At 68.4% G+C, this 18,045-nt stretch carries 24 protein-coding genes and 1 pseudogene; 11 read left to right on the plus strand and 14 right to left on the minus strand.

What is annotated here, in order from left to right:
* Positions 1-54: 54 nt before the first annotated feature.
* Both dprA and HLI28_RS15435 read right to left on the minus strand, forming a co-directional pair.
* Positions 55-1,329, minus strand: a complete 1,275-nt coding sequence (gene dprA / locus HLI28_RS04385; RefSeq protein ID WP_171246297.1) for a DNA-processing protein DprA — start codon at positions 1,327-1,329, stop codon at positions 55-57.
* A complete protein-coding gene (locus tag HLI28_RS15435; RefSeq protein ID WP_343035658.1) occupies positions 1,322-2,113 on the minus strand; it encodes an ATP-binding protein in 792 nt (263 codons plus the stop codon). The genes dprA and HLI28_RS15435 overlap by 8 nt, the downstream gene beginning before the upstream one ends.
* Between HLI28_RS15435 and HLI28_RS15440 the strand changes: the two genes are divergently transcribed.
* From HLI28_RS15440 to HLI28_RS04400, 3 genes are read left to right on the plus strand one after another with little or no spacing between them, the layout of a single operon-like run.
* Entirely contained in the window at positions 2,024-2,608 is a 585-nt protein-coding gene (locus HLI28_RS15440; RefSeq protein WP_246246399.1) for a hypothetical protein, read from the plus strand. The two genes, HLI28_RS15435 and HLI28_RS15440, sit on opposite strands and share 90 nt — an antisense overlap.
* A gap of 27 nt (positions 2,609-2,635) precedes the next feature.
* Positions 2,636-2,965: a hypothetical protein gene (locus HLI28_RS04395; protein WP_171246299.1), complete on the plus strand. Its 330-nt coding sequence runs from the start codon at positions 2,636-2,638 to the stop codon at positions 2,963-2,965.
* Positions 2,962-3,663 (plus strand): DUF2637 domain-containing protein, encoded by a 702-nt coding sequence (locus HLI28_RS04400; RefSeq protein WP_171246300.1) that lies wholly within the window; start codon positions 2,962-2,964, stop codon positions 3,661-3,663. The genes HLI28_RS04395 and HLI28_RS04400 overlap by 4 nt, the downstream gene beginning before the upstream one ends.
* A gap of 7 nt (positions 3,664-3,670) precedes the next feature.
* Here HLI28_RS04400 and HLI28_RS04405 read toward each other — a convergent pair whose 3' ends face one another.
* From HLI28_RS04405 to HLI28_RS04430, 6 genes are all read right to left on the minus strand, one after another.
* Complete coding sequence (locus tag HLI28_RS04405) at positions 3,671-4,090, minus strand: DNA mismatch endonuclease Vsr (RefSeq protein ID WP_171246301.1); 420 nt, start codon at positions 4,088-4,090, stop codon at positions 3,671-3,673.
* Between the two features lie 17 nt (positions 4,091-4,107).
* Positions 4,108-4,755 carry an Eco29kI family restriction endonuclease gene (locus tag HLI28_RS04410; protein ID WP_171246302.1) on the minus strand — a complete coding sequence of 216 codons (648 nt, stop codon included), beginning with the start codon at positions 4,753-4,755 and terminating at the stop codon, positions 4,108-4,110.
* Positions 4,752-5,963, minus strand: coding sequence for a DNA cytosine methyltransferase (locus HLI28_RS04415; protein WP_171246303.1), 1,212 nt, complete (start codon positions 5,961-5,963; stop codon positions 4,752-4,754). Before HLI28_RS04415 ends, HLI28_RS04410 begins: the two co-directional genes overlap by 4 nt.
* Before the next feature lie 74 nt (positions 5,964-6,037).
* Positions 6,038-6,373, minus strand: coding sequence for a hypothetical protein (locus HLI28_RS04420; protein ID WP_171246304.1), 336 nt, complete (start codon positions 6,371-6,373; stop codon positions 6,038-6,040).
* Between the two features lie 100 nt (positions 6,374-6,473).
* Positions 6,474-6,887, minus strand: a complete 414-nt coding sequence (locus HLI28_RS04425; protein WP_171246305.1) for a hypothetical protein — start codon at positions 6,885-6,887, stop codon at positions 6,474-6,476.
* A 1,038-nt stretch (positions 6,888-7,925) separates the two neighbouring features.
* The gene (locus tag HLI28_RS04430) at positions 7,926-8,228 is read right to left on the minus strand and encodes a hypothetical protein (RefSeq protein ID WP_171246306.1); all 303 of its coding nucleotides are present in this window, start codon (positions 8,226-8,228) and stop codon (positions 7,926-7,928) included.
* 434 nt (positions 8,229-8,662) lie between these two features.
* Here HLI28_RS04430 and HLI28_RS04435 point away from each other — a divergent pair, with 434 nt between their 5' ends.
* The 8 genes from HLI28_RS04435 (at position 8,663) to HLI28_RS04470 (ending at position 12,797) form a co-directional block, all read left to right on the plus strand.
* Complete coding sequence (locus HLI28_RS04435; RefSeq protein WP_171246307.1) at positions 8,663-9,052, plus strand: hypothetical protein; 390 nt, start codon at positions 8,663-8,665, stop codon at positions 9,050-9,052.
* Complete coding sequence (locus HLI28_RS04440; RefSeq protein ID WP_171246308.1) at positions 9,049-9,411, plus strand: hypothetical protein; 363 nt, start codon at positions 9,049-9,051, stop codon at positions 9,409-9,411. Before HLI28_RS04435 ends, HLI28_RS04440 begins: the two co-directional genes overlap by 4 nt.
* Positions 9,412-9,862: 451 nt before the next feature.
* Positions 9,863-10,060, plus strand: a complete 198-nt coding sequence (locus HLI28_RS04445) for a hypothetical protein (RefSeq protein ID WP_171246309.1) — start codon at positions 9,863-9,865, stop codon at positions 10,058-10,060.
* Positions 10,061-10,265: 205 nt separating this feature from the next.
* A complete protein-coding gene (locus HLI28_RS04450; protein WP_171246310.1) occupies positions 10,266-10,613 on the plus strand; it encodes a hypothetical protein in 348 nt (115 codons plus the stop codon).
* Entirely contained in the window at positions 10,610-10,777 is a 168-nt protein-coding gene (locus tag HLI28_RS04455) for a hypothetical protein (RefSeq protein WP_171246311.1), read from the plus strand. Before HLI28_RS04450 ends, HLI28_RS04455 begins: the two co-directional genes overlap by 4 nt.
* A 28-nt stretch (positions 10,778-10,805) precedes the next feature.
* Positions 10,806-11,552 carry a hypothetical protein gene (locus HLI28_RS04460; protein WP_171246312.1) on the plus strand — a complete coding sequence of 249 codons (747 nt, stop codon included), beginning with the start codon at positions 10,806-10,808 and terminating at the stop codon, positions 11,550-11,552.
* 115 nt (positions 11,553-11,667) lie between these two features.
* Positions 11,668-11,901 (plus strand): DUF2188 domain-containing protein, encoded by a 234-nt coding sequence (locus tag HLI28_RS04465; protein WP_171246313.1) that lies wholly within the window; start codon positions 11,668-11,670, stop codon positions 11,899-11,901.
* A 92-nt stretch (positions 11,902-11,993) separates the two neighbouring features.
* Positions 11,994-12,797: a hypothetical protein gene (locus HLI28_RS04470; RefSeq protein WP_171246314.1), complete on the plus strand. Its 804-nt coding sequence runs from the start codon at positions 11,994-11,996 to the stop codon at positions 12,795-12,797.
* Between the two features lie 95 nt (positions 12,798-12,892).
* Here HLI28_RS04470 and HLI28_RS04475 read toward each other — a convergent pair whose 3' ends face one another.
* The 6 genes and pseudogenes from HLI28_RS04475 to lepB form a co-directional block, all read right to left on the minus strand.
* Positions 12,893-14,578, minus strand: a complete 1,686-nt coding sequence (locus tag HLI28_RS04475; RefSeq protein WP_171246315.1) for a recombinase family protein — start codon at positions 14,576-14,578, stop codon at positions 12,893-12,895.
* A gap of 34 nt (positions 14,579-14,612) precedes the next feature.
* Positions 14,613-15,545: pseudogene (locus HLI28_RS04480) on the minus strand (ATP-binding protein); the annotation flags it as partial.
* The gene (locus HLI28_RS04485; protein ID WP_171246317.1) at positions 15,545-15,901 is read right to left on the minus strand and encodes a YraN family protein; all 357 of its coding nucleotides are present in this window, start codon (positions 15,899-15,901) and stop codon (positions 15,545-15,547) included. The gene HLI28_RS04485 and the pseudogene HLI28_RS04480, both read right to left, overlap by 1 nt.
* Before the next feature lie 132 nt (positions 15,902-16,033).
* Positions 16,034-16,333: a DUF2469 domain-containing protein gene (locus HLI28_RS04490; protein ID WP_171246318.1), complete on the minus strand. Its 300-nt coding sequence runs from the start codon at positions 16,331-16,333 to the stop codon at positions 16,034-16,036.
* A gap of 7 nt (positions 16,334-16,340) precedes the next feature.
* Positions 16,341-17,156 carry a ribonuclease HII gene (locus HLI28_RS04495; RefSeq protein WP_171246319.1) on the minus strand — a complete coding sequence of 272 codons (816 nt, stop codon included), beginning with the start codon at positions 17,154-17,156 and terminating at the stop codon, positions 16,341-16,343.
* Positions 17,153-17,995, minus strand: coding sequence for a signal peptidase I (lepB, locus tag HLI28_RS04500; RefSeq protein WP_343035660.1), 843 nt, complete (start codon positions 17,993-17,995; stop codon positions 17,153-17,155). The genes HLI28_RS04495 and lepB overlap by 4 nt, the downstream gene beginning before the upstream one ends.
* Positions 17,996-18,045: the final 50 nt, after the last annotated feature.

The following is an 18,045-nucleotide window of genomic DNA, read 5'->3' on the forward strand; positions in this document are numbered from 1 at the left end:
TGACGCCGCAGGTCGTCCGGCGTTTCCTCCCGTGGACGCGGCGACCCTCGGACCTCACCGGACCCACGACCACCGACCCGCGTCGCAGCGTGCCAGTCCGCGGCGCTCGAACCCTCCCAGCAGCGTCAGCACCCGTCGGGGGGAGAGCCCGGCGCTGCGGGCGAGGCCGTCGACCGTGGCGCCCGAGCGCAGGGGCAGGGCGTCCCGCAGCATCCGCTCGTCCGGCCCGAGCTCGCCGAGGAGGTCGTCGCCGTCCGCCGGGCCGTCGGGCTCGGCGTCATGGCCGATCCGGCCGGCCAGCTCGGCCACCTCCGCCGCCGAGGTCACACAGACGGCGGCACCGTCCCGCAGCAGGCCGTGGCACCCCGCGGACGCCATCGACGTCACCGGTCCCGGCACCGCTCCGAGCGGGCGCAGCAGGTCCGCCGCCCGGCGCGCCGTCGACAGCGCGCCGGACCGTCGGGCCGCCTCCACGACGACGGTGGCCCTCGTCAGCGCCGCGATGAGCCGGTTGCGGGCGAGGAACCGCTGGCGGAAGGGCGCCGACCCCGGCGGGACCTCGCTGAGCACCGCACCGCCGTCGTCGACCGTACGGCGCAGCAACCCGTCGTTGCCCTGGGGGTAGTACCGGTCCACACCTCCGGCGAGCACGGCGCAGGTGGTCCCGGCGGCCGCGAGCGCCCCGCGGTGCGCGGAGGCGTCGATGCCGTACGCGCCGCCGGACACGACCGTGAACCCCCGGTCGGCGAGCCCCGCGGCGAGCTCCTCGGTGACACGCTCGCCGTACCTGGTCGAGGCGCGCGACCCGACCAGCGCCACCGAGCGCTCGGCCCAGGCGGCCACGTCGGCACGTCCGCGCACCCACAGGGCGAACGGCGCCGTCGGGCCGAGGTCCGCGAACGCGGCCGGCCAGTGCGGGTCGTCCCGGGTGACCAGCGCTCCACCGCACCGCTCGAGGACCCGGAGCTCGCGGCGCGGGTCGAGGCTGTCCAGTCGGGGTGCCCAGCGCCGGACGGCGGCAGCGAGCCGCGACACCGCGTCGGCTCCGTCCCGGACACCCGGGGACGGGCCACCTGGCACCGTCGGCGACTCCGGGAGGGGCAGCCGGTCGATCCGGGCGGCCCGCCACGCCCCGGCCGGGTCGGTCGCGGCGTCGACGAGCCAGCGCAGTGCGCCGGCGGCACCGAGGTGCTCGACGAGTGCGCCGGCCACGACGTCCCCGGGTTCGGCGACCCGGCTCCAGGCGGCGGCCGCCAGCACCGGGTCGTCGAGGTCGAAGCGCACGGCGGGCCGGGACGGCGACGTGGAGCCGCGGCGCGGTTCAGCCACGGGGTCCTGCCGATCTGAGCGCCAGCGCGGTGTCCACGTCGGCCCGGCCGGGCAGGTCGCGCCCGTCGAGGTCGGCCACGGTCCACGCGACGCGCAGCACCCGGTGGGCGCCGCGCAGGGACAGCCCGCCGTCGTCGACCAGCCGTTCGACGGGACCGAGCACGGCACGTTCCTTCCCCAGCCTGTCGTGCAGCCAGGGTCCGGGCAGCTCGGCGTTGGTGCGCCACGGGGTGCCGCGCAGCCGCTCCCGGGCCCGCCCACGCGCGACGGCGACACGGTCCGCGACGACGCGGGTCGACTCACCCGCCCCGCCGAGCAGTCGGTCGGCACGGCTGGGGCCCGTGACGTGCACCCGGAGGTCCACCCGGTCGAGCAGAGGGCCGGAGAGCCGCGCCAGGTAGCGACGTCGCGCGGTCACCGTGCACGTGCAGTCCTGGCCCGCACGGGTGTCGGACATGCCGCACGGGCAGGGGTTGGCGGCGAGCACGAGCTGGAACCGGGCCGGGTAGCGGGCGGCGCCCCCGCTGCGGTGGAGCACCAGCTCACCGGACTCCAGGGGCTGCCGCAGGGTCTGCAGCACCCGGGGCGAGAACTCGGGCGCCTCGTCGAGAGAACGAGACTGACACTCGACCAGCAAGAAGAGCCCCCGCGACGGTTGCAGCCGTCCGGGGGCATGGCCGGGAGGTAGCCCGACTTGAGTCACCTTACTGCGCACGCACCCACTCGCGACATCCTGACGAGCCTCGCCCGCGCTGGCTGGGGAGACCTCGCAGGCGCCGAGCACAAGGGCACCAGGGCCCTGCTCCGCGCCCTTGTCGACCTCCTGCCCTACGGCTCCGGCGAAGGACTGGTGACCGCCCCGCAGCTCGCCGACGTCTCGGGCTACTCCGAGCGCTGGGTCCGCTCCCGCCTCCTCGAACTCGAACGAGTTGGCCTGATCCTCTGGCAGCGCGGCGGAGTCGTGGCCGGTCGCTGCGTCCCGTCCCACATCCGCATCGTCAAGAGCGCCGTCCTGGCCCTGATCGGCATGGCCCGCAAGGTCAAGGACTCAGCGGTCGGCGTCCGTCGCCGCCTGACTCAGGAGCGCATCGCCGGCCTGTCCTACGTCGTGGGGCGACGACGCTCGTCCATCCGGAACCAGGTGCAGGCCTCCTCCCCTACTCGGGGAAGCCTCCCGGCGGTTCCCCGCCGTGCTTCTTCGGCTGACGACGAGTGCGAGCACGGCGACCCGCGAGGGTCGCGGTACTGCGCGCTGTGCCGCCACAGCCTTCCCGCCTGAACCACCAACCACACCAAGGAGAACAAGATGAGCATCCCCCAAACCCAGCAGCACTCTCCCGAGGCCGAGACCGCCTACCTCCACCTCGCCGAGGTCATGGCCGAGGCGAACAAGACCATCACCTTCGCCGGCCTGACCACTGGGAGCATCTCCCCCGACGTCGCGCGGGAGGCCTCCGACCGGGCCGTGCGCCGCGCCACCGTGGCCTACAAGCGCCTGCTGGCCGACAGCGACGACGAGAAGATCGAGAAGGTCCTCGCTCAGATCCTGGCCGAGCTCACCGTGTCGACTGCCGCCACCTGGGTCGACATGTTCCACGACGCGATCTTCAACACGCCCCGGAGCCACGATCAGTGAGCCACACCCGCATCAACCCCGACTCCCGGCCCGTCCTGCTGACCATCGCCGCCGGCACCGGACTCGTATTCCTCGCTTCGTTCGCGCTGTCCTTCAATGCACTCGTCGACGTCTCCAGTTGGGCCAGTGTCCCCGCCTACCTCGCGCCCGCCGTACCGGTGATGCTCGACGTCGCCCTGATCGTCTACAGCCTGTCCGCTCTCGTCCGACGAGCCCGGGGACAGTCGGCACGGTTCTCCTGGTTCCTCCTGACCTTCTTCACCACAGTGTCGCTGCTCGGAAACGCCGCACACTCCCTTGGCGTCCCCGAGCTCGCTCAGCCAGTCGTCGGGACCGTCGTCGTCGCACTCGCACCGGTCGCAGCTCTCGCGGCCCTGGAGAACCTGGCGGGCCTGATCGTGGCCTCGCCGCAGGCTCGCGCTCGCCTAGCCAACGGGGACGGCATTGACTCCCCGAACAACGTCGTTCTACTCCACGAGCAGTCCGACGTAGAGGCCGACGAACTCGACCTACTCGGGACACTCGCCAGCGACCACCCCCAGTCCAAGCGCACCCGCGACAACCTCGTCACGATCATGGAGATGAGGCGCGGGGGCGCACGGCTTGCCGACATCGCCGAGTCGGTGGGCATGTCCACCACCCTGGTGAAGACTGCTCTCCGGGACATGCAAGCCGCTGGGCTGATGCGTCCTGCGTAATGCGAGGTCAGGCCGACAGCAGCACCGAATCCACGCGATCCGCCGCGTCCTGCGGCGCCTCGTGCTCCCAAACTCGAAGCACGGTCCACCCAGCAGCAGCAAGGTCGGCATCGCTACGCCTATCACGCTCAACGTTCCCCCGAAGCTTCTCTGCCCACCAGTCAGAGTTGGTGCGGGGCGCTCGAAGGTGCTCGGGGCATGAGTGCCAGAAGCAGCCATCGACGAAGACGACAAGTCGAGCGCGGGGGAAGACGAGGTCTGGACGACGACGGCCCGGAAGTACGGCCCGGTCCACGAAGTACCGACGCCCCCGCCGGTGAAGCTCACGCCGCAGAGCGAGCTCGGGCTTGGTGTCGCGTGACCGCACCTGAGCCATGCGAGCGCTGACGACGGGATCGACTCGCCGTGACACCTGCTCCTGACTCATGATTACAGCATGCCTCGTCAGGGGGTCGCTTGGGGAACGCCACCGAGTCTCGATCTCAAGAACTCTGCAATCTCCTGCTCGATGTCGGCCGCCGACTCCTTGCGATCCGTCTCCCCCAGAGACCACGCCCTGCCCGGGTGGATGGTGTCCCACCGCGAACGAATGCCCGTTGCGCGCTCCTTGCCCGGCGGATTCTTCCCAAAGCCGTCGACCAGCGCATTCCACACCGGGCGATAACGAGAGATCAGCAAGGATTCCCCTAGCGGAATCCAAACGTCGTCGAGCACCAGCCAGCGAGCATAGAAGTCATCGATAGAAAGGTTTGTTGCCGCCTCGACACTCTTCCGGTGTTGACCCAGTCGCGAAGAAAGCGCCTTCGTGCCAGCCACCTTTATGTCTACCCCTTTGCGGCCGCCCTTAGGGATGGCTTTTCCTACATACATCGGGTGCAGGAGCCCGTCAGGGGTATTGAGCGCCGCGAGATCGACGTAAGCGGGGTGCGGCAGATTGTCACCCGTATAGTAGATCGCATAGCACCCTGCACCCTGAAAAGTTCCAACCTTCGCCAGGGGTACGGCATCTGAAAGGACCAGGCGAGTGACAATTGATTCGGCCAGATTATCGATTGCCAACGGATTGAACGGGTGCGGATCATTTGTTGTCATGCGACACGCTCCGCATCGCGTCGAACATTCGCGGCAATCTTGTGACCTTCGGCGAGGACGATATGCTCGGCAACACTACTCGCCACCTTCTCCGCCAGGAGAACCGGTACGGCATTGCCGAGCTGGCGCATGGCCTCGCCCCAAGCCCCATGTAACTCGTAGCGGTCCGGGAACGTCTGGATTCGCGCTGCCTCGCGGATGGAGTAGTAGCGAAGGGACCCGTCCAAGCGGACCAGCATGTTCTCGCCCCCCGGAACGCCGTGGCCGCCAGCCTTGAGGGCCTTGGAAGGCATGTCAAGCGGGCTTCCGGTGTGGCCAGCGTACGAGCGCGCCCCGGGCTGGTGCCTGTGGTTCAGGTAGCCACGAGTACCATTCGCACCGGGCTCAGGTAGGTCTGCGATCGCGTCCCTCACGGTGCGCCAAGGCATAAGGAGCGTAGAGCGCTCGGCGGTCTTCAACTCGGCAATCTTACGCGCCGACCGCGCCGGAGGATCAGGCCGCTTGGAAGTGGGGATCTGGTGGCGGTCCCAGTACGCCCCTGTGACCCACTGATCGTAGAGGAGTGCATCGTAGGAGTGCGTTGCGCTCGGGAACTTCCAGTCTGCCTTCATGTCGTCGCGGAACCCGACAATGAACACCCGGTGCCGCTGCTGAGGGACGCCGTAGTCCGCAGCATTGACTACCGTCGAGGCGACCTTGTACTTGAGACCGTCGTACTCGCCAGTGTGCTCCGCCTGGAGTCGCTGGAGGTGCTCGAACCAAGACTCACCGTCGCGAGCAATCATCTCCGGCATTTCCATGCGCAAGAGAATGTACTGGAAGTAATTGGCGAAAGCGGAACGCGTAAGTCCCTTGACGTTCTCGATAAGAAACGCCTTCGGTCGAAGCGTGGCGATCACTTCGGCTGTGGCTGGGAACATATCGCGCTGGTCGTCGTGCGCGCGCGACTTACCGCCCATACTAAACGGCTGGCACGGCGGCCCGCCCGCCACGAGATCCACGTCCCTGACGCCCGACCAGTCGACAGCGCGGACGTCGCCCTCCATCACTTCCCAGCCCTGCACCAGGGGGTGACCGGTCGCTCGGTTCTCGCGCACTGTGTCGCATGCCCAGCGGTCCCACTCGACGACGGCGGCGGGCTCGAATCCCGCTAACTCGCACCCGAGGGCGAGTCCACCGGCACCGGCAAAGAGCTCTACGGATCGCATGACGCCAGACTCTACTGGAGAGGTCCGACACGACCCCACGTGGCACGCCAGGTAGGACGCCTAGACCCGCTGGCTCACCTGGACCCGGTCAACCACTCGATGGCAGTCGCAACAACCTCCTCCGGGCCACCGTCCCGAACCGCGAGGGGGTCAGAGCCGTCCTCCCACGCACGCCGGCTGCCGAACATGGACGCACCCTCCGCCGTTAGAGCGATCACGGCACCATCGTTCCGGTCGACGGTGGCGACCATCACGTCTCCCCCGGTGTTCTCGACGACCACGCCCGCCCCAGTCGCCCTCGCGACACGGTCTCCGATCGCGGCCACACCTTGCCGTCGAGCCTTGCCCTCTTCCCGCACACGCTCCGATGCGGTTTCGGCGGCATAGGTCACAGTCACGTCTGCATTCATAACGCCAACCCTAGCGATGGCGGATGACAACCGCACCCCTCGGCTACCGACGATCCCCTACACGATGCCCCCGGGGATTTCCTCCGGGTGTCACAGAGCATCAAGACGCTCGATCGCGTTGAATCCCCAAGACAATCCTTTCGACACGAGCACGCGTCTGGTCGTCGTCATGATCAACATCGGGTCGACACACCAGGATCAGCTCATCGGCGTCTCGATGGCCGTGCAGGTCGACGACGTGACCAAGCACAGGACGATCGGGGGAAATATAGATGCCCAGTTCCGCAAGCTTCGCCATCAATCGACTCAGATCCTCCTCCCGAGTGGATCGGTGACTGTCCGGGAGAAGTCCACCCCCTAGATCCCACGCATCGCGAGTCGCCGCACCCGGCCGCACCACAACCCCGACACCAGCAGTTTCATCAACATGCGCCTGATGACTGAGCGAATCTCCGTAGAACGAAGTCACGCTCGAACCAACGTCATTCTCATTCTTTGAAGACTCTGCCGTCATGATTCTCCTAATCCATCTTGGGCGGGCACAGTGTACGTGAGACGTCGACGCCACGACCAAACGCCTGCACCTCGCCCCAAGGACGGAACGGGAGCAGCATCGCGGGGCAGACTTCACCCGCCCGCCCCGCGCGGCGTCACGGCCGAGTGAGTATCGTCAGTTCAACTGTTCCCACGGGCTAACACGACGGCGACTGTCGTCAGGAGGTCGGGGTAAGCGTGAACCTAAAAGAAGCATGCTCGAACTACCACAAGGCCATCAAGCATTGCGATAATCTAGTATCCGTCCACCGCAAATCCGGAGGATTGAAGCGCGGTCGACGCCACGAGGAGATCTCACTCAATCGTGCGGTGATCGTGATGTCGATGGCGACATGGCAGGCTGTGGTACAAGACTTGACGATTGCGTGCATTGACATGTCCGAGCCTCGGCCTGGCGGGCCGATTGATTCTGCTGCCTGGGGAGTCTTGACCGGCCCTACAAGGAAAGCGGTCGGCGACTTCGCGACGCCGAACTGGCAGAACACCCGCAAACTTATGGTCGGGGCCGGATTTGATCCTCGCCCGCACTGGACCTGGCTTGGGTCCAAGGGGGCAAGGATCAGTCCAGATATCGTAGGTAGGCGCCTCGATGAGTGGTTAAAGGTTCGGCACGCTATTGCGCATGGCCACGACAAGCTGCCTGCCGTATCGGTACTCGACGCAATAAAGCACTCAGGCGCGCCATCGTCGGATGACTTCAACCTCAGGTTGATTGATGCCAAGAACTGCATTCGATTCGTGCGGAGAATTACCGGTGCGACAGGCGAGGGCATGGCTGCGCATCTCGGCGTCTCGAACCCCCCGTGGTAAATGCGGAACCCACTTTGATATCCCCCAAGGCGTGGGGCCACGACCCCTCTCTTGCTCCTTTCCTACCGTCCCGTGTTACCGCCTCAGGGTGCGCCACGGCTACAAACTCGCTGAGACGAATAGCAGTAACCCCATTCAACCTGACCAGAGTTGCCCCTCCAGGAGCTCTGTGAGGTCGATGCTGGCGCTATCGCGCCGTGTAGGTCTTGCCGTCGAGGCCGCCCGTCTCGGCGAGCTGGCCAGGTGCGAGATGGTCACGCACATGCGACGCGGCCAGGTCCGCACGGATCGTCCATTCCGACCTCACGCCGGCTATCGGCGCGATGACTCGCGTGCTCATGCCCTCCCCGGCCGGCATCGCCACAACCTCGCGACGCTCGTCACGGTCGAGGGTCAGCGGCCGCTCACCCAGCACGTCGGCAAGGTAGGCGACGCGGTCGACATCGGCTGCCAAGGGTGTCCTCGATGCATCGGGCAGGTCGACAAGCACGGCATCGAGCTCTGGTACGGCCGTGACCTCATGCCGCTGCTCGGCTAACGACGTGGCAGGACTTCGAGCAGGCGATCGAGCGAGCGAAGATCAGCGCTAGCAGCCAGGACGTGCCTGTGACCAGCAACTTTACGGGCGCCCGTAAGGTTTCTGGGGCGCGTGGCCCGGAGCAGTCCGACGTCCTCATGACGCGGCACGCGGCCTACCTGGTCGCGATGAACTGCGACCCGTGCGCGGCCGAGGTCGTCGCTGCTTGCTCAGGCCCCGGACGCCTGGACTCCGGCGATGCGACTTGCGCCACTGCGGGGCAGGGCCGCCGTGTGGGGGTCCGTCCATAGAGTGAGCATCGCCCAGCACGAGGAAGGGAGCAGGTACACGAACGGGGCGAACAGCCCCTCCGTTACGCCGCGCGACAGCGGCCCGAGTGAGAAGGATTGACGAACAACACCAGCACCCTGACCCCGGACGTCGCCCGTGCGTACCGCAGCATCCTCCGATTCGCCGAACTCAACCGTGATGGATCGGGGGCGCGAGAACTGGTTCTCCGGTCCCTGGATGCCCTCGATGGCACGGGCACCCTGCCGAACAGCTCCGGCGTGCGAGAACTCGTCGAACGAGGGTTCCTCCAGCAGCTCAGCACCAGGACCTATCGATTGGCCATCCCGAACCCGGACGCCGAGGCCTCGGACGACGACACCGAGGTTCCCGAGCCCCTACGCACGGGGGACGAGCGCTCCGGCATCAGCGGGGACAGGCATCCCATCGAGAAGATCGAGGCCCGCCGCCCCCTGCGCGTCAAGGGGAAGCGGAGGGTCGCCGCGTGAACTACGTCAAGATGATCGGCCAATGGGATGAGGACCTGGCCACCAACCTGAACGCCGGCCTGGAGCACCGCGTGCTCGCGTGGGCACGTCTCCGGCTGGAGCGCACGGGCCACGCACACTTCGACAAGGGCGAGCTTCTCCGCGTCCTGGAGGTCGTGAACCCTCGCACGGGCGAGCTGTCGCCGGTCAACGCCCGGACGCTCGACCGCACCGTGAACGCCCTCGTCGACCAGGGACTCCTCCTGCCGGCGTCGGGGCGCCGGTGCCTGCGCCCGGTCGGGTGCGAGCAGGGCGCGCGGAACGCCCCTGTGACCGAGTGCAAGCAGCCCCGCGCCACCGCAAACGAAGTCACTGGATGACTCCGTTCCGGCTGGAATGCAGTCAGAACCTGTCGCTGTTCAGGAGCGTATCCGCAGGTCAGAGATTCTTCGCCCTCTCCACCATCGTGCACCGGCGAGCTGACGCCAGTCCCAGCCCAGAGCTCACGAGACTGGCGAGGTCAACGCCGCTGCCACAGGCGTGGCCGGCCAACGGCCGGCCCACGGCCGGCCCACAGAGACTGACCGGCTGACCACCAGCGCCGCTGCCACAGGCGTGGCCGGCCAACGGCCGGCCCACAGAGACTGACCGGCTGACCACCAGCGCCGCTGCTCGCGTCGCCGGCGCGAAGATCGGCCGGCCAATCCGGGTGGAGACCCATTTCTTGTATGTGACGGACGCAACATTTCCTGCAGGGTGCAAAATGCGCTTCTCATTTCGTATATATAGTAGGAGGTTTTCTCCTCCTCACGACACGGAAGGAGAATGCAAATGTCTGCGCTCAAGAATATCGACCAGATCGGTCCCGTCGAAGCAGCTCGCATCATCGGAGTCCAAGTACAGACCCTCAGGAACTGGAGGTCCGACCGGCGCGAGGATCGACCGCATTCGGTGAAGATCAAGAACGCCGTGGTCTATGACCGGCGCGAGGTCGAAGCGTTCGCGAAGACCTACGAGGGAAACCGATGAGCCGGGACCTCGGAGCGCCGTGGGCCTTCCTGCCCGGCTATCAGATCGACGCGATGCCCGACGCCTTCTCCATCGGAGAGAAGCCCCTGCAGGCCGCTCCTGCGGCCCGCCACCACGTCGAGCGGGCACGGCAAGCCCGCGAGCTCCACGCGGCGCACAGAGCCCATGAGAGGCGCCTGTACCTGGAACGAAAGGGGTGGTCGTGATGTCAACGGCAGCGATCGTGAACCGCGTCCGGCACATCGACGTCGTCGGCCTGGAGTTCGGTCGCCTCGTCGTGCAGGAGACGTTCGTGGCACCGCACCTCAAGCGCCGGGACCAGCTCCGGCTCCTCGTCGAGTGCAGCTGCGGCCAGACCTTCAACGTCGCGGCACGACAGATCATCACCGGAGTCCGCTCGATGTGCTCGACGTGCTTTCACGAGTTCGTCGAGAAGTACGGCACGAGACCGGACAAGGAGCGCATCACTACAGAACAGGTTCATCAACTCGCGGCAGACCGCGACGCCGGCCAATCCGAGTACCTGCGCATCAGGAAGGAGCTGGGACTTTGACACTCCATCACGAGCGCATCGAACGCGTCATGCAGAACACCTCCGACATCCCCGACGACACCACCAACGACACCGAGGACACCTTCGGCGTCGAGAGCGACATCGGGTCCGACACCGAGGCCGACATCGTCGCCTCGGTCCGCCGATCCCGTCGTGGCCACTGAAGACAGCATCAACAAGGAGACATCACCGATGACGAACACCAAACAGACCACCGCCACCGAGCCGGACCCGTTCATCGACCACGGCATCCGACTTGCCGATGCCGAGGAGCGCGTCAACGAGCTCCAGGACGTCGTCGACGAGGCTCGCGAGCTGGTCCACGAGGTACGCGGCCGGATCGCAGCCAGCGACCCGAATGTGACCCCTGCTGACCTCGCCGCTGCTGCCGCCGGGGTCGAGTTCGCGGCACTCCAGCAGTACGGCGCCCTGATGTCGCAGTACAGGCTCAGGAAGTCCGCACCGTTCCGCCCCGTGGTCGCGGACTCCGTGGCCGACACCCTGACGTCCGCCCTCGGCTTCCCGGTGAAGCGCGTCGAGAGGGTGCCCGCACCGGCCAAGAAGGGCTCCACACCGGTCGCGTACGTCGTCCAGCGAGCGGGCGCCACACGCGGATGGGGTGGCCCGAAGTCCACCCACTCCTCCCTGACCGCCCAGATCGACATCACCCTGCACCGCCATGACCTGGCCTACGTCAAGGGCCTGGACACCGCCACGGTGACCGAGGTCCTGAACGAGGCTGGCATCTCGACGAGCACCTTCGGCGACTCCGGCGAGACCGACCGGATCAGTGGGTTGACTGTCTCCGCCAAGTTCCCCCACAACGACGTCAAGTCCTCGATGCTCAAGCCCGACGTGACCCACGCCGACATCCCGACCTATCCGCGTCTGGTCTTCGAGGTCAACGAGCCCAGCGCGAACAACGCGATGTACCGCTGACGGCTTGCGTTCGCCCTGAGCGAACAGACGTTCGATCGGGAAGATGAAACACACCCATGTAGTTCTCTGTTGTGATGCGGGCCACACGGGCCTGCTCAACGAGAGGAGACGAGCTATGGCCAAGGGTGATGTGCACACCTCGTGGGACGCCGACCGAGAGAAGTGGGTCAACAGGCGCGAGGGCAATGACCGGCCCTCCAGCTCTCACGATCGGGCGGACGACGCGAGCAGCCGAGGACAGGACCTCGCTCGCAACACCGGCAGCGAGTGGATCAAGCACCGCAAGGACGACGGTCGAATTCACGACCGGAACACCTACGGCAAGGACCCCTATCCGCCGAAGGGCTGACGGGTAGCACGGCAAGGCCCCACCACCGAGGGGAAGCGAGTGGTGGGGCTTCCGTGTGCCCGCGCCCACGACACGACAGAAAGCGAGCACACATGCTCCTGCGAGAGTTCTCACCTGAACAGGCACGACATGCCGAACGTGACCGCGAGGCCGGCTATCTCTGCCTCTGGTGCGGGACACCTCTGCCCGAGGAAGCGTCCTTCAACCGCACCACCTGCACCCGCGCACACAACAGGGCCCTGTCCCGCTGGCGAACGGGCACCGACTTCACGATCCGCATCGGCACCTGCGAGTCGTGCGGCTCGACCATCGACCGCTCCGGACAGCGCGGGCGGCTCCCCCGCCACTGCGATGACTGCACCCTGCCCGCCCCCACGACCCGGCCGGGCAGGTGGAAGTACAAGCCCGGAGACAGGTTCGGCTCCCTCGTACTCCTCGAACGACTGCCTTCCAGCAGGGGCGGCGCCGAGGGCCGGTTCCGATGCGACTGCGGCAACCTCCGGACCATGCGCATCAACAACGTCGCCAGCAGCTCTGTCCAGACGTGTACCAGCCCTGCCAGGCACCCCGACCCCCGCCTCGTTGAGGTACCCGCGTACGGCACCGTTCATCACCGCCTCGTGGCGGCCCGAGGACGTGCAAGCGAGCACGAGTGCGCCGTCAGCTCCTGCACCCGCTTCGCGAGCGACTGGGCCTACCGCCACGGACTCCTCGATCCCCTCGTGCAATCAAACGGAGCGAAGGACGACGGCAAGCCCTACTCCGACGACCCTGACCTCTACATGCCCCTGTGCCGACCCCACCACCAGAAGTGGGACAGGGCATGGCTCCGGCAGACCGGTAGCCCCATGGGGATCAGCCTTGCCCACGTCACGGCTCACGAGGCGACGAGCTAGAACGACGCCAAGGGTCGTTGCTCAACTCGGGGCCCTGCATGGCGTTGTGAGCGCCGTGGAGACGTTGGTCCGCTGGAGGGGCACGAGGGCAAGGCTCAGGCGCTCTCAGCGGCCTCCACGGTGTGTCTCGCGGCCTCGCGCATCTTGGCCGGTGTCCGAATCTCGACGCGCCCATAGTTGCCGGTGTAGTACTCGCGGCCATCGGCCGGTGCCATCTGCTCGAACGACAGGCCACCCAGCGAGCTGGGGTGCAGGATCGCCCTCACCCCAAGGTCGCGCAACGCCGTGTTCTTGTCCTGTGGCGTAGTCAGCGACTCCCACATCTCCCGGTACGTTCTGCCCGTTGGCGTCTCGTCCCAGCCGCTCGGCTCGCTGGGAAGTTGTTCGAGTGCGTCGAGCCTCGCTGACAACGCCTTGTGCTGCGCGCGGAAACGGTCGCGTGTCCGAGCAGTCGCGTACAACCCAGCCTGTCGATCGTCTTCGAGCTCGTCGAGGGCCCGAAGCACGTCGGCAATCTCAGTCGAGTGGTCCACTCCCGGCCGATAGGTCCGCTGCATGACTTCGACGTCGCCAACGGTGCCGAGTAGGGCCTGCTCAACCCAGCCGTCAAGACGATCGCGGCGGACACTCTTGGTCTCGTACTCGCACCGCGCCCCAGCGATGGCCTTCCGGCCGCACCGGTAGTACCGCTTCCCCCTACCGCCCGTGTAGGCGTAGAGCGGGGTCCCGCACAGGCAGTACGCGACGCCCAACAGCATCGACCGGTCCGCACGCTTCGCCGCCGCACCTGCCGGCTTCTTCCGCTCGTCGATCACGGCTTGCAGCTTCTCGAACGTCTCGCGATCGATGACCGGTTCGGCACGCTGCAACGGCAGGCCGTCGTCTCCACGCACGAGCCGAGTCGTGCGCCTCACCTTGCCGTCGTCGCCCTTGACCTTCTCCCCTACCTCCGTCCAGCCCAGCAACGTATGTGAGCGCAGCATCTTGGTGAGGTTGCCGACCCGCCAGAGCGCCCCCTTGGACTCGTTCCCCTCACGGATGCGCTGCGCATCCATCGGTGCGGGGACTCCCTGCTCGTTGAGTGAAGCGCACACCCTGTTGACGCTCTCGCCGTCGATCACGCGGGCGACGATGTCCCGCAGGGTTGCAGCCGTGTTCATCCCGTCGTCGTCCACCACGAGCCTGTAGCCCTGCCCGTCATCGGCAGGTTCGGCGCGGTAGCCGTACGGCAACCAGCCGCCGCGCCAGCGCCCCTGCCTGACGAGCTCGTTGAAGGAAGCCTTGGCCCGGAACTTGATGGTCTCCAGTTCCATTTGCCCGAACGACGCAAGGATGTTGAACAGGAACTCACCGATCGGCGTAGTCAGGTCGTAGCCGTCCTCGACGCTGGCGATCTGCTTGCCATTCTCCTTGCACCACTCGTGGAGCTGGGACGTGTGGAGCGCGCGGCGGCTGATCCGGTCCAGCTTCCAGGAGCAAATGATGTCCCACTCATTCGCCCGCGACCGGTTCCAAGCGATCTCCTCCTCGGGCTCCGACGCCTCACGCCCCATCGTGGCCGGTAGCCACTGGCCCAGCTCGTCACGCTTCCAGGGGGCAACCGCACCGGAGACATCCAGGTCTTCAGCCCATCCGACAACCTCGTGGCCGAGTCGCTGGGCCCACTGCTCGATGGACTCCCGCTGCCTCGCCGGCGAGGTCGATTCCTCCCGGTCCCTGCTCAGCCGCACAACGCCAAGAACCCTTGCCACGCTCGTACCCTCCCTGTGGGTCCTGTCCATCGATTCAGGACCCATGGTGTCAGACAACTTGACAGGCCTCGTCGAGGAAGAGCACACCCCGATGCGCCCGGGACACGGCTCCCGGGCGGGCCACACCGGCCCCGCCACCGGCGATGGCCGCGGGCGTGGCCGTGTGGTGCGGGTCCTCGAAGGGCGGACGCCGCACCAGCCCGCCGCCGGGGTCGAACGTGCCGGCCACCGAGTGCACGCCCGTGACCTCGACGGCCTCCGCCTCGGTGAGGTCGGGCAGGATGCCCGGCAGCCGGGCGGCAAGCATCGTCTTGCCCGCGCCGGGCGGGCCGACCATGGCCAGGTGGTGGCCGCCGGCCGCGGCGATCTCCAGCGCGGTGCGCGCCTCGACCTGGCCGACGACGTCGGCGAGGTCCTGATCGGCCCTCGGCGGCGCCACCGACCGCACGGGGACCACGGGCTCGACGGTGCGGTGGTGACGCAGGCGGCCACCGTGGCGGAGCACGACGTCGCCGAGGTGTGCCGCTCCGTGGACGCGCGCCCCGGGGACGAGCGCGGCCTCGGCCGCGTCCCCGGCCGCGACGACGACGTCCCGCAGCCCGGCGGCGACGGCGGCCGCGACCGCCGGAAGCACCCCGCGCACGGGCTGGAGGCGACCGTCCAGCCCCAGCTCGGCCAGGTGCAGCACCCGCGCGACGCGGGCGGCCGGCACCACCCCGTGGCCGGCGAGGACGGCCACCGCGATCGCGAGGTCGAAGCCGGAGCCCGACTTGCGCAACGAGGCGGGCGAGAGGTTGACGGTGATCTTCCGCTGGGGCCACTCGATGCCGGCCGAGAGCACGGCGGCGCGGACGCGGTCCCGCGACTCGGCCAGCGCGGTGTCCGGCAGCCCGACGAGCGTGAAACCGGGCAGCGAGCGGGCGAGCTGGGCCTGGACGTCCACGACGTGGCCCTCCATACCCGTCAGCGCGACCCCCGTGGTCGTCGCGTACCCCATCAGAGCACCCCTCGCAGGTGCTCCACCTGGGCGGCCCCGGACGGTGGGAGGAGCACGCCGACGACGTCGACCCGGACCTCGCGCCACCCTCCCGGGTGCGTCCGCAGCCACTCGCCGGTCAGTCGACGGATCCGCCGCAGCTTGTCGGGGGTCACGGCCTCCGCGGGATAGCCGTAGCCGGTCCCCCGTCGTGTCTTGACCTCGACGACCACCACGACGCCCTCGTGACGCACGACGAGGTCCAGCTCGCCGCCGGTCCCCCGCCAGTTGCGGTCGAGGACCTCGTACCCGCGGGCGGTCAGGTAGCGGGCCGCCACCCGTTCGCCGTGCCGTCCGACGGCATCCTTGGCTCGCACGGAACCACCTCCGCGACCGAGCCTGCTCCGCCGCGGGCGGCGAGCCGAGGCGTACCGACCTCAGCTGTGCACAACCGGCCCGAGGGCGTGGCTGTGGACGGCCGTGCCCGACGCGATGTCGCGGGGAGGTCCCTAGAGCGCGATCTCGGCCTTGGCGAGCTCCTCGACGTTGACGTCCTTGAACGTCACCACCCGGACCGACTTCACGAACCGCGCCGACCGGTAGACGTCCCAGACCCAGGCGTCGTTCAGCCGGAGCTCGAAGTACACCTCGCCCGCGGCGGACCGCACCTGCAGGTCGACCTGGTTGGCGAGGTAGAAGCGTCGTTCGGTCTCCACCACGTACGAGAAGAGACCCACCACGTCCCGGTACTCGCGGTAGAGGGCCAGCTCGGCGTCGTTCTCGTAGTTCTCGAGGTCCTCAGCGCTCACCGGGTCATCATCCCACCCGGTAGCGCGGGACTGCCTCCTCGGAGGCCGCGGCGGCCTCCAGCGTGACGAGGTCCGCCGACACCGGCGGGTCACCCGACCCCTCCCGCTCGAGGGCGGGCGTGTCGTCGAGCACCCGCAGGTTCCACGACCGCCGGTGCTGGGGCGTCGGCCCCCGGCGTCGCAGCCCGTCCAGGTGCGCGGGGGCCGAGTAGCCCTTGTTCTGCTCCCAGGCGTAGTGGGGGTACTGGGCGGCCAGCCGGCTGAGCAGGCCGTCCCGCTCGACCTTCGCCAGCACGCTGGCCGCGGCCACCGAGGAGCACTGCAGGTCCGCCTTGACCATGGTCCGTACCCCGGGCTCCGGGGCGTCGAGCGCGCCGCCGGGGTCGAGGTCGGCGGCCTCGAAGAGATCCGCACCCGGCGGGCTGAGCCAGTCGTGCGACCCGTCGAGGAGGACGACGTCGACGTCGCCGTGCGTGCGACGGATCTGCGCCAGCGCCCGGCGCCCGGCGAGCCGCAGCGCCGCCACGATGCCGTGCGCGTCGATCTCGGCGGGGCCCGCGTGCCCCACGGCCCAGGCCACGGCCCACCGGCGCAGCGGGTCGACCATCGCCTCGCGGACCTTCGGGGCGAGCAGCTTGGAGTCGGTCAGCCCGCGCGGCGCGGTCCGGGTGCCGGCGTCGACCACCACCAGGCCGACGCTGACGGGTCCGGCCAGGGCGCCCCGGCCGACCTCGTCCATGCCGCCGACGAGGCGGGCGCCGTCGGCCAGCAGTGCTCGCTCGGCGCGCAGCGTCGGACTGCGCCGCCCGGGCCGGGTGGTCATGGAGCGGCACCCTCGGGCGCGGGCACGTCGGCGAAGACGTCGGAGGGGTTGCGCAGCAGGCGGGCGTCCTCGAAGGGCCACATGATGACCCACGCGTTCCCGACCACGTTGTCCAGCGGGACGAACCCGCCACCGGGTTTCCCGGTGTTGTAGCGGGAGTCCTGCGAGTTCTGCCGGTTGTCGCCCATGACGAACAGCATGTCCGCGGGGACCTCGTGCTCGAAGTCCGTCTGGCTCGGCACCGCCCCGGCGGCGAGGTACTCGCCCTCGTCGACGGCGACGCCGTTGACCGTCACGCGGCCCTGGTCGTCGCAGCACGCCACGGTGTCCCCCGGGGTGCCGACGACGCGCTTGATGAGGTGGTCCCCCGCGTCCTGCGGGAGCAGCCCGACGAAGGTGGCGGCGTCCCGGACCGCGTTGCCGACCGGGCCGCGGTCCGGCTCCTCGAAGGGCGGGAGCCAGCCGCCGGGGTCCTGGAAGACGACGATGTCGCCCCGGTTGACGTCCAGCGGACCCGGGACGAGTCGCGAGACCATGACCCGGTCCCCGACCTGGAGCGTGTCCTCCATCGACGAGCTCGGGATGTAGAAGGCCTGCACGAGGAAGGTCTTGATCAGCCACGACAGCACCAGCGCGGAGACCACGATGATGGCGGTCTCGCGCAGCAACCCGAGGCTCCGGCTGCGCGGGGCGTCCCCGGACGCGGCGGCGTGCGCCGGCGGGGTGGCGGCGCGGACGGCGTCGTCGTCGCCGTGCGGTCGTCCCACGACGTCGTCGGACGGACGGCCCGGGTCCTCGGGTCGGTCCGGCGCGGAGGTCATGGGATCGGAGTCTGCCACGACCACACCTTGCCAGATCGCCGGACGGCGCGCGAAACCCCGGGTGCCCG

This window comes from Isoptericola sediminis (assembly GCF_013085345.1).
GTDB lineage: Bacteria > Actinomycetota > Actinomycetes > Actinomycetales > Cellulomonadaceae > Isoptericola > Isoptericola sediminis.